Consider the following 11171-nt stretch of genomic DNA (forward strand, 5'->3'; position numbering starts at 1 on the left):
ATGTCTGTCGTTCTCCGCTGGCAGGGCGTCAAGTCAATGATGGCAGATTGCTGGGGTTTTTAGAGGCTCCTTTAAGTGACTGAAATTGCATCATGGGCAAATAGCGCTGGAATTTTCACGCCATTTATCGCTGAAGATCACAGCATCGCGTGGAAACAAGAGCAGTTGCGTATTTTTTTCTCGTCTTTTATTCATCTTCCGTCTATCGTTGCATTTTACGAGTTGACGGACTCCGGGGTATGAAAATCGGGTATGCGCGCGTCTCGACGGACGATCAGAACCTCGACCTGCAGCGCGACGCACTGACAATGTCCGGGTGCGAGCGGATCTACGTGGACACCGCCAGCGGCGCGAGGGCGGATCGGCTTGGCCGAAGCCCTGAGTTTTGCGCGTAGCGGTGACGTGCTCGTGGTGTGGCGCCTGGACCGGTTGGGCCGCTCGCTGAAGGAGCTGGTTGGTCTTGTCGATCAACTGAGCGCGGCGGACGTCGGCCTTGAAAGCTTGAATGAGCGCTGGGACACGACACGTGCCTCCGGTGAACGGGTCTTTCATCTCTTCGGCGCCATTGCGCAGTTCGAGCGCCGGTTGATGGTGCAGAGAACGCGCGCCGGCCTGCAGGCCACTCGCTCGCGTGCACGCAACGGGGGACGCCCAAGTGCTAGCCCGGACACTCTTCAGGCGATCGCTACACTGGCCCCCACTGACCGTCGGCTGGGCAGTTGGTGACAAGGCCAGGCCCAGGCCTGTCGTCAAGGGACAGGCGACCAGTGCGACATCGGACGGAAGCAGACGTAGCAGGTGCGATCAAATGAAACGTCTGTGGCGGATCTGCTCGCGTTCTTCTTTGGTCAAGTCATCGATGTGGATGTAGTGGACTCCTTGTCCGCGCGGCGCGCTGAGAAGCTGCGACTCGATCTCGTCCTGGCTGTTGTCGGACGACGAGATCAGCCCGACAATCGTTCCATGCGGGGCCACCCGCCATAACGCCACACGTTGGAAGATGCGCTCCTCTTCATTGGCATCGGTGCGTTGGGGATAGGTGGCGTACCAACCATCGGCAGGCAGATAGCGATAAGAACCGTAGTCATTCATAGCGTCTCTTGCTCGATGCGGGGTGACGCAATGATTGTCGATATGCGCCGATAAGCGCGATGTGGGAACTTCTGATTTCGCGCTGCAATTACGCACTTGGTCATCTGGGCTTCGCTGCTGCGTGGAGCGTTTCGTGCACTGCGTTCAGTGCGCCAGAACACACCGGCAACTAGCCGTTTCAGGGGGTCGGCAGGAATGCATGAAAAATTCTTAGCTGACAGCAAGTTAGCTCACTTTTTGCTGTTTTTTTACACGCATCCCTGCCGACCCTCATATCGGCCGCATCGCCTCGCGCTTCTGGTACGATACCAACCTGGAAATCGCCGACCTGGCAACCGTCCAGATCGGCGCAAAAAAGACCGCGGGCGGTTGAACCTTCCTGCCCAACCTGTTCTACAGCTTCGGCAACAACGACCGCCCCGACCATGTCGGAATCGACGGGCGGCAAGACAAATTCACCAAGGACAGCTACGCCTATTCCGGCAACACGTGTGTGCGCTGCGGCGGCGGTCCGCTGCCGTATCAGCAACTCACGCCTGCACTGCTGGCGCAGGTCAGCAACATTCCCTCATTTGGCGTGGACGGCACCGCCACGCTCGGCGATCTGGGCATCTTCACCGGCACCTATTAGGCGGCGGCACGCTCATCACCGCCTGCGCGTTGGCGCGGCTGGGTTGCAACGCGCGCGTACTCGGTGCGACCGGTGCGCAGGACCGCGCGGTGAAAGCAGCCGCGCTGATGGGCTGCGGCGACGGCGCCGATGCCTGCCTGGCCTGGGCACGCGCGCTCGGCCTGCGCCAGGCGGTGATCAAGTTCGGCGCCATTGGCGCGATGGTCATCGACGCTGCTGGCGCCCGCCCGATCGCCCAGCCGCCGTGAAGGTGCGCAACACCACCGGCGCCGGCGACGCATTCGATGCCGGCTTCGGTGATGAGCGCGCTGACGGGCGCGCCCCCCCCCCCGGCCGGCACGTGGCCAATGTGCGCAACCAGGGCGCGATGGCCGAGCTGACCGACGACGACAACGTGGAAATCGCCGCAGACATCGACCGCGACCGCATCGTGCCGATAATGGCCGCACCACTGCAGGCCCCTGTGCAAGGCCTGGTGTGCGCGTTCAAGGCCTATGAACACGCCGCAATCGAGGCCGCGCTCCGCGGCAGCCATGCAGCCATCTGGACGCCTGCAAGGCGATGCTGATCCACCCGGCGATCGGCGAGTGAGCCCGTCGCGGCGCAGGCTGGGAAAGTTGTTCGGGCATTAGCACGACGATAGCCACTGCGCAGGTCCGTCGCAGGCGCGGGCATGCGGCTGGTTGACGGGTGAGCTGTGTCGCCGGGTGTTGACGTACGCCTGTTCGGAGCGCTTCTCGCCCGCAGCCCCCCATACGGCGCCGAATTGTGCGAACGCACTAGGCACATTCGGCGCACACGTTGTATGGTCATCGGAAATTGGTCATGCATAGGTCTCATCGTCAGTTAGCGGGTCACGCGGCTGATGAAGCAGTGCCCGTCGTGCAGGCCCCATGCCGAACCCAAGGAGCCTCCAGGTCATGCACACCCGCCGCGACATCCTTCAGTTGCTGGGCGCCAGCGCGGGCGCCGGCTTGCTGGCCGGCGCACTGCCCGCCTTCGCCGCTCCCCCCGCTGCCTGCACTTCCACGGCTGCCGGCGCGTTCGTCAGCAAGCGTCCGCCCAAGGCGCAGCGCCGGTTTGTCAGCAAGGCGGTGGAGCAGCAGATCGTGCAGATCACATCGCGCATCGCCGACCCCGAGCTGGCCTGGCTGTTCGAGAACTGCTACCCCAACACGCTCGACACCACGGTGGAAACCGGTACCCGCAACGGCAAGCCGGACACCTTCGTCATCACCGGCGACATCCATGCGATGTGGCTGCGCGACTCCTCCGCGCAGCTGCACCCGTATGTGCCGCTGGCCAGGCGCGCCCCCGCGCTGCGGCGCATGTTCCATGGCCTGATCCAGCGCCAGGCCGCCTGCATCCGGCTCGACCCGTATGCCAACGCCTTCCTGCCCGATGGCCAGACCCAGCGCCTGAAGTGGTCGCTCAACGACATCACCGAGATGAAGCCCGGCGTGGGCGAGCGCAAATGGGAAGTGGACTCGCTGTGCTACCCGATCCGCATCGCGCACGAATACTGGCGCGCCACCGGCGACAGCGCGCCGTTCGACGACGACTGGCGCGCGGCCATGCACGTGGTGGTCAAGACCTTCCGCGAGCAGCAGCGCAAGGACACTCGCGGCCCCTACGTGTTCCAGCGGCCCTCGCCGCTGGCGACCGAAACCCTGGTACTGGAAGGCTACGGCCAGCCGACCAAACCCAACGGCATGATCCACTCGATGTTCCGCCCCTCCGACGATGCCTGCGTGTATCCGTTGTTCGTGCCGGCCAACCTGTTCGCGGTGACCTCGCTGCGCCAGCTGGCGACGATGAGCACGCAGCTGCATCGCGACACCGATTTTGCCGCCGACTGCACCGCGCTGGCCGATGAAGTGGAAACCGCCACGCACACCTTCGGCCAGCAACGCGATGCCGACAGGCAGGCGTACTGGGCGTTCGAAGTGGACGGTTACGGCAACCAGTTATTCATCGACGACGCCAACGCCCCCGGCCTGCTCAGCCTGGCCTACCTGGGCTGCTGCGACCGCGCCGACCCGGTGTTCCTGCGCACCCGCCAACTGGCCTGGAGCGAACGCAACCCGTATTTCTCGCGCGGCAGTGCAGCCGAAGGCGTCGGCAGCCCGCATAGCGGCATGGGCACGATCTGGCCGATGTCGATCATCCAGTACGCGCTGGTCAGCGACGACGACGCACAACTGCGCCAATGCCTGCAGTGGCTGAAGACCACGCATGCCGGCACCGGCTTCATGCACGAAGCCTTCGACAAGGACAGCCCGAGCACCTTCACCCGCGACTGGTTCGCCTGGGCCAACACCTTGTTCGGCGAACTGATCATCGACCTGCACCAACGCAAACCCCAGTTGCTGCGCAGTTGCTGATTTTGCAAGACGCTCGATCTTCCTTCCCAGAAGGGACCGCAAAGCTCTTGATCTTCGCTTCTCCCGTCGGGAGAAGGTGCCCGAAGGGCGGATGAGGGTACGGCGCACCCACCTCGCGACATCAGAGACCACACCACATGGCAACACGACGCGGTTTTCTCCAAGGCGCCATCGCAGCGGCACTTTTCGGTAGCGGTGCGCTAACAACAGGGCTTGCCCGCGCACGCGCAGGCAACTACGCACTCCCGGCCGATGCGCGCACCCGCGCCGACCTCTCCCGCCATGTCGATGTCTTCATCGGCACCGGCGGCCATGGCCACACCTTCCCCGGCGCAACGCTGCCGTTCGGCATGGTGCAGCTGAGCCCGGACACCTACAACGCCGTGTGGGATTCGTGCTCGGGCTACCACGAGTCAGACGGCTCGATCATGGGCTTTTCGCATACGCATCTGTCCGGCACCGGCATCGGCGACATGCTGGACGTTCTGCTGGTGCCCGCCACCGGCGAGGTGAAGCTGGTGCCCGGCGCGCTCGACGCACCGGACACCGGTTACCGCTCGCGCTTCGATCACAGCGACGAAGCCGCCTCGCCCGGTTACTACCGCGTGCGGCTCAAGGACAGCGGCGTGCATGCCGAACTCACCGCCACCGCGCGCGCAGGTCTGCACCGCTATCACTTTCCCAAGGGCAAGCCGGCGCACGTGCTGCTGGACCTGTGCCACGGCATGCAGGACAAACCCGGCATTCCCACCCGCATCACCGACGCGCACCTGCGTGTGGTCGACGAACGCACGCTCACCGGCGGCAGGCGTGTCTATCAATGGGCGCAGGGGCGCTACATCTATTTCGCCATACGCCTGTCGCGGCCGTTCAAGCAGGTGCAGCTATACAACGACGACCAAGCGCTGGCCGCAGGCACGCGCAGTATCGACGGCGTGCATCTTAAAGCCGCACTGCATTACCCCGACGCCTCCGAGGCACCGCTGCTGGTCAAGGTCGGCATCTCCGCCGTCAGCGCCGACAACGCGCTGGCCAATCTGGATGCGGAACTGCCCGACTTCGACTTCGCCCGCGTGCATGCGCACGCCGTGGCCGCGTGGGAAAAGGAACTCGCACGCGTCCGTATCGACAGCGACGACGACGCGCAACGCCGTATCTTCTACACCGGCCTGTATCACAGCCTGCTCGCGCCCACGCTCTTCAGCGACGTGGATGGCCGTTACCGCGGCATGGATCTTAATATCCACACCGCGCCCAAGGGCTATCACAACTACAGCACCTACTCGCTGTGGGACACCTACCGCGCCGCGCACCCGCTGCTCACCCTGGTGCAGCCCGAGCGCGTGCCGGACCTGGTGCAATGCCTGGTGCGTGGCGCCAACGAATGCCCGGACGGCGTGGGCATCTGGCCGCTGCAAGGCGTGGAAACCGGCTGCATGATCGGCTACCACTCGGCGGTGGTGCTGGCCGAAGCGCATGCCAAGGGCTTCACCGGCATCGACTACAAAGCCGCCTGGCCCGCCTACCGCAAACGCGCGATGGACGACACCACGCATGGCCTGGCTTACTACCGCAAGCTCGGCTACATCCCCGCCGACAAGGTGGACGAAGCGGTCAGCCGCACGCTGGAATACGCCTACGACGATTGGGCCTGCGCGCACCTGGCCCAAGCCGCGGGCGCCAACGCCGACGCCCGCGCACTGCGCGAGCGCTCGCGCAATTACCGCAACGTGTTAAATCGCGACAGCGGCTTTGTGCAGGCGCGCCTGGAAGACGGCAGCTGGGCCACACCGTTCGACCCGCGCGGCATGGGCCACCTCACCCAATGGCGCGACTTCACCGAATCCAACGCCTGGCAGGCCACCTTCCTCAACCAGCACGATCTGTACGGTTACATGGACCTGTACGGTGGCCGCGACGGCTTCGTCGCCAAGCTCGACGAACTGTTTTCCACCAGCTCCGAACTCCCCGCCGATGCGCCGCCGGATATCGACGGTCTGGTCGGCCAATACGCGCACGGCAACGAACCCAGCCATCACGTGGCGTATCTGTTCGCCTATGCCGGCCAACCGTACAAGACCCAGGCGATGGTGCGCCGCTTGCTGCGCGAGCAGTACCACGATGCGCGCAATGGTCTGTCCGGCAATGAAGACTGCGGGCAGATGAGCGCCTGGTTCTTGCTCAGTGCGCTGGGGTTGTACGCGGTAGATCCGGTCAGCGGCAACTACATTCTTGGCAGCCCGCTGTTCAAGCGCGCAGAACTCGATGTCGGCAACGGCCGCACGCTGCGCATTCTCGCCAGCAACAGCAGCGCGCAGAATGTGTATGTGCAATCGCTGCAGTGGAACGGCAAACCGATCAACCGCAGCTGGATGCGACATGCCGATCTGGCCGCTGGCGGCACGCTGGAATTTACGATGGGTGCCAAACCGAATCCGGCCTTTGGCGCGAACAAGGAGGATTTGCCGCCTTCGTTTAGTTGATGCTTGTTTTTACACGTCACTCGTCACCGCCGAGAATCGCCCATGTTGCGCACTCCCCTCAGCCCCCTCGTTCTGGCCCTCGCGTTCGCGCTCCCCGTCACCGCTGCTGCCGCTACCGCCGAGCCCTGGCCCACGTTCGGCACGCAAGGCACGCAGTTCGTGCGCGACGGCAAGCCGTATCAGATTCTCTCCGGCGCCATCCATTTCCAGCGCATTCCGCGCGAATATTGGAAAGACCGCTTGCAGAAGGCACGTGCACTCGGCCTGAACACGGTGGAGACCTACGTATTCTGGAATCTGGTCGAACCGCAACAAGGTCAGTTCGACTTTTCCGGCAACAACGATGTGGCCGCATTCGTGCGCGAAGCCGCCGCGCAGGGCCTCAACGTGATCCTGCGGCCCGGCCCCTACACCTGCGCCGAGTGGGAGGCCGGCGGCTACCCCGCGTGGTTGTTCGGCAAGGACAATCTCCGCGTGCGCAGCCGCGACCCGCGCTTTCTCGCCGCCAGCCAGGCGTATCTGGATGCTGTCGCCAAGCAGGTGCACCTGCTGCTCAATCACAACGGCGGCCCGATCATCGCCGTGCAGGTGGAGAACGAATACGGCTCCTACGACGACGACCATGCCTACATGGCCGACAACCGCGCCCTGTACGTCAAGGCCGGCTTCGACGACGCGTTGCTGTTCACCTCCGACGGCGCCGACATGCTCGCCAACGGCACCTTGCCAAACACCCTGGCGGTGGTGAATTTTGCGCCAGGCGAGGCCAAGAGCGCATTTGAGAAACTGATCAAGTTCCGCCCCGACCAACCGCGCATGGTTGGCGAATACTGGGCCGGCTGGTTCGACCATTGGGGCAAGCCGCACGCCAGCACCGATGCCAAACAACAGACCGAAGAGCTGCAGTGGATCCTGCGCCAGGGCCACTCGGCCAATCTCTACATGTTCATCGGCGGCACCAGTTTCGCCTTCATGAATGGCGCCAATTTCCAGGGAAATCCCAGCGACCATTACGCGCCGCAGACCACCAGCTACGACTACGACGCCATCCTGGACGAAGCCGGCCGTCCCACGCCCAAGTTTGCGCTGATGCGCGACGCCATCGCCCGCGTCACCGGCGTGCAGCCGCCCGCGCTGCCGGCGCCGATCGCGATCGCGGCACTGCCGGAAACCCAGTTACGCGAATCCGCCTCGCTGTGGGACAACCTGCCCGCACCGATCGCCATCGACACCCCGCAGCCGATGGAACACTACGGCCAGGATTACGGCTACATCCTCTATCGCACCACCGTCACCGGCCCGCGCAAGGGCGCACTGTATCTGGGCGATGTGCGCGATGTGGCGCGGGTGTATCTGGATCAAAAACCGGTTGGCAGCGTCGAACGCCGTTTGCAGCAGGTCTCCACGCCGGTGGATATCCCTGCAGGCCAACACACACTGGATGTGCTGGTCGAAAACAGCGGCCGCATCAACTATGGCCCACGCATGGCCGACGGCCGCGCCGGCCTGGTCGACCCGGTGCTGCTGGACACCCAGCAACTCACCGGCTGGCAGGCCTTCCCGCTGCCGATGCGCTCGCCCGACAGCCTGCGCGGCTGGACCCGCAATCACGTCGATGGCCCGGCCTTCCATCGCGGCACCCTGCGCATCGGCACGCCCACCGACACCTATCTGGACATGCGCGCCTTCGGCAAGGGCGTGACCTGGGCCAACGGCGTCAACCTCGGCCGCCACTGGAACATCGGCGCGCAACGTGCGCTGTATTTCCCGGCCCCGTTCCAGCGCAAGGGCGACAACACCGTGGTGGTGTTCGATCTGGACAGCACCGCCAAGCCCAGCGTGCGCGGGCTGCAGCAGCAGGTGTGGATCACGCCGAAGGACTAAGAGCGGCTAACACCCCTCCAGGTGGGCGCGGCCGGTGCTCGCAACGGCATCTACCACTCTTACACACCGGCTCCGAGCGCGCCGTCCGCACCCACCTGGCGACTGCTCGCTACCTTTTGTTGGCCACTTTAGCCGTGGCAGCGCGCGTGTGCATTTCACTGCTAAAGGCGCCACGGCCGCAGATCTCTCAAGCACTGAACACCTAGGACGTTGCGGCAGCGGCAGCACCTTCGCGGATGCGTGCGGCCTGCATTTCGGTTGCCAGCAATGTGCCGCGCACATCGGTAGTGTGCTGACGGGCCTGTTTCATACAGAAATGCGCAAAGCCCGCACTGCCTGGCTTCGGCGCGATGGCGTTGGCAGTCAACACACCGACCAGGCGCTGCTGCAGCCCCTGCATCCTATTTTCTGCTCGCTGGATTTTTCTCATGTCTGAACTTTCCAGCTCCTCCTCTGACATACCCAACTCTTCCAACATCAGGTTGACGGATCGCAGCTGAAATTCGTCGCGCTCACGCGCTTCACGCAGTTGCGTGGCCAGGCGTGCCTGTGCGTGCTTAGCGGTGGTGGCGGTCTCTGTGTCGGGGATTGCACCACTGGCAGTCTCTACCCGCGACCGCAGTTTCGCGTCGAGATACTTCTTTTGTAACTCGAGGCAACATTGCATGTACGCAATCTGCGGTTTGACCGATCCTGGCGTCTGCAGCCACTGGCTCAACGCTGTTTCGGTCAACGTATCGGTATGTTTTGCATAGCTTCGCGCGGCTTTCTCGCTGGCGATGCGGGGCTTGCCGCTCAGCACGGCACGCCCATAGGTCGCCCCTGCAAAAAGCGCCGCCTTGGTCCGCTTCTTGAGCGAGGCCTGTTGGGTCGCTTGACCAGCTGCCTTGCTCTGGTCGGTAGAGCGAGGCACTGCACGGTAGCGTTTTTGGATGTCGTTGGCGCAGCTCTGCAAGAGCACATCCCGTGCTTTTTCCTGACCGTCGATATAGGCGTATAGCGCGCTGCGCAGTTCGAATCCATGCTGCGGAACGGCAGCAGTTGGCTCCGTAGCGGCTGACGCCTCGTCGGCTGCAGGCGAGGCCTGGCTCGCCGCTGCCGATTGGGCAGCCACCGCCTGTTCGGTTGAGTAGGCAATGACGTCATCAGACACCAGCGGGTCGCCAGCGCCGCTCGTTACACCGGTGTGCGATGCCTTTTCCTGGGTACCGTGACTGACGGGCGTTGTGCCATGCGAGTCCAATTCCCCTTGTGCAGCAGCGACGCCCACCTCGGTCGTGGGCAGCAGGTCGGCTACGGCAAGCAATGCCCGGTCCACGCCCGGCATGTCCGCAGTCTCGTACCTGCGATAGCGTTTTTGCTTGCCATGCGCCAGCAGGAACTGGTGGCCACCAACACCCATCGTGACCGCACCCAGTAGACCGGCGCCGACCACCAAACCGGTGCCCACTGGCCCGGCCACGGTGGTTGCACCAAGCAAAACAGCCGTACTGACTCCGGTTTTGGTCAAGGTGCTGGCCGTGTAGGTGACACCGCCAACGACAAAGCCCTTGTTCCAGCTGTTGAAGCTGCCAGCGAATCCGCTGCGCTGGGCCAGCTTGGTGCTCAAAAAGTGCTGGTAGCGTTGCGCGCCAGGGCTGAGATCGCCTGGTTCCAGCTGTTTCAGGAAGTTTTCAACACGCGCCACATCGGCAACGACGCGCGTTTTCTCTTTGCGTGACTGGTGCAGAAACGTACCGCCCAGCGCAGTGGCCGCGACGCTTGCCAGCGGAGCCAATACAAATGTGCCGGCAATACCGGCCGCAGATGCAGCGCCTGCTGCAGCGGTGCTGTGGCTGATCAAGCCAGCAGCATTTGCGCTCTTAGCGCCGAGTGCCAGCCCGCCCTGGATGCCGAGCTCAGTCGTGGCTTTGGTAAAGATCACGCTGGCAGACGCCATTGAGGTCACCGCGATGGCGCCATCACGTGCGTTGCGCTGTTGTTGGTAAGCAACTGTATCAATCGCATCGCTCAAGGCATGGATCCGAGCGCCTGCAGCTGCCGCCAGTGGGCCGCTCTCCGGCACAGGTTGCAGCAACGCCCTCTCCGACTGCAGTTGACGTTTGCGTTGCCGCAGGACACCGCGCTGTTCGGCCACTTCGCGGGTTTCTTTGTAGGCGGCGTAGATTGCAAGGCCCGATAGCGGCAGCATGGCGCCATTGATGCTCAAACTCATTGCCAGGTCGGCAGCGCCTCCCGGCCCGCCCTCCTCAGCCAGCGTGTTCAGCAGGCTCTCGTGCGCTGCAGGCTCGATCGGATGCGGGTCCACAGAGTGCCCTGCGTCGATACCGGGCTGAGTCTGATGGTCTGCCGAAACTTGGGTGTGATCGATCGGCGTGTGTTCGTCTGAATGAACAGGTTGGTCGGCCTCCGGGGACTGTTTAGGTTCGCCCGAATTGGGCACTTCCGCGATCAGTTCGGACGTATTGTCTGCGGTGCCATGCAGAGGATCGGCAAGATACTTGGCAACGACGAATACGTCGTAAGCCGCTTCGGCCTCCTGAATTTCGGCCATGGAATTTTCGCAATCTTTCCGCTTGGATGCATGAGCGGAGCCGGACGTGCTCTTAAACGACTTTCTCTTTAGGGCACCTCGAACAACCAAGTCGTAGCCGTGGTGACACGCACTGGATGATGACCATACCTTCAAAAAATCAG

The 11171-nt window shown here is 63.5% G+C and carries 6 protein-coding genes, 1 other RNA gene and 3 pseudogenes; 8 read left to right on the top strand and 2 right to left on the bottom strand.

Features of this window, described 5'->3' with window-relative positions:
• Positions 1 to 239: 239 nt before the first annotated feature.
• Positions 240 to 726: pseudogene (locus XpopCFBP1817_RS16790) on the top strand (recombinase family protein).
• Between the two features lie 78 nt (positions 727 to 804).
• On the opposite strand, the gene XpopCFBP1817_RS16795 reads toward XpopCFBP1817_RS16790, so the two are convergent.
• Positions 805 to 1092 (bottom strand): hypothetical protein, encoded by a 288-nt coding sequence (locus tag XpopCFBP1817_RS16795; RefSeq protein WP_128417988.1) that lies wholly within the window; start codon positions 1090 to 1092, stop codon positions 805 to 807.
• Positions 1093 to 1360: 268 nt separating this feature from the next.
• Here XpopCFBP1817_RS16795 and XpopCFBP1817_RS16800 point away from each other — a divergent pair.
• The 7 genes and pseudogenes from XpopCFBP1817_RS16800 to XpopCFBP1817_RS16830 form a co-directional block, all read left to right on the top strand.
• Positions 1361 to 1720: pseudogene (locus XpopCFBP1817_RS16800) on the top strand (TonB-dependent receptor); the annotation flags it as partial.
• 32 nt (positions 1721 to 1752) lie between these two features.
• Entirely contained in the window at positions 1753 to 1971 is a 219-nt protein-coding gene (locus XpopCFBP1817_RS16805) for a hypothetical protein (protein ID WP_244171214.1), read from the top strand.
• Positions 1972 to 2016: 45 nt separating this feature from the next.
• A pseudogene (locus XpopCFBP1817_RS16810) lies at positions 2017 to 2355 on the top strand (family 4 glycosyl hydrolase); the annotation flags it as partial.
• Positions 2356 to 2643: 288 nt separating this feature from the next.
• Positions 2644 to 4107, top strand: coding sequence for a glycoside hydrolase family 125 protein (locus XpopCFBP1817_RS16815; protein ID WP_128417989.1), 1464 nt, complete (start codon positions 2644 to 2646; stop codon positions 4105 to 4107).
• 137 nt (positions 4108 to 4244) lie between these two features.
• Complete coding sequence (locus XpopCFBP1817_RS16820; RefSeq protein ID WP_128417990.1) at positions 4245 to 6590, top strand: GH92 family glycosyl hydrolase; 2346 nt, start codon at positions 4245 to 4247, stop codon at positions 6588 to 6590.
• A 42-nt stretch (positions 6591 to 6632) separates the two neighbouring features.
• Positions 6633 to 8474, top strand: coding sequence for a glycoside hydrolase family 35 protein (locus XpopCFBP1817_RS16825; RefSeq protein ID WP_128417991.1), 1842 nt, complete (start codon positions 6633 to 6635; stop codon positions 8472 to 8474).
• 48 nt (positions 8475 to 8522) lie between these two features.
• Positions 8523 to 8599, top strand: a non-coding RNA gene (locus tag XpopCFBP1817_RS16830) — sX9 sRNA.
• A 77-nt stretch (positions 8600 to 8676) separates the two neighbouring features.
• Here XpopCFBP1817_RS16830 and xopK read toward each other — a convergent pair.
• The gene (gene xopK / locus XpopCFBP1817_RS16835) at positions 8677 to 11118 is read right to left on the bottom strand and encodes a type III secretion system effector XopK (protein ID WP_425479126.1); all 2442 of its coding nucleotides are present in this window, start codon (positions 11116 to 11118) and stop codon (positions 8677 to 8679) included.
• Between the last annotated feature and the right edge of the window lie 53 nt (positions 11119 to 11171).

Source organism: Xanthomonas populi, assembly GCF_002940065.1.
In the GTDB taxonomy this organism is placed as follows: Bacteria; Pseudomonadota; Gammaproteobacteria; order Xanthomonadales; family Xanthomonadaceae; genus Xanthomonas; species Xanthomonas populi.

Coding starts and splice junctions, on each gene's coding strand:
- XpopCFBP1817_RS16795 (WP_128417988.1), bottom strand. CDS start 1,092: ATGAATGACTACGGTTCTTATCGCTATCTGCCTGCCGATGGTTGGTAC.
- XpopCFBP1817_RS16815 (WP_128417989.1), top strand. CDS start 2,644: ATGCACACCCGCCGCGACATCCTTCAGTTGCTGGGCGCCAGCGCGGGC.
- XpopCFBP1817_RS16820 (WP_128417990.1), top strand. CDS start 4,245: ATGGCAACACGACGCGGTTTTCTCCAAGGCGCCATCGCAGCGGCACTT.
- XpopCFBP1817_RS16825 (WP_128417991.1), top strand. CDS start 6,633: ATGTTGCGCACTCCCCTCAGCCCCCTCGTTCTGGCCCTCGCGTTCGCG.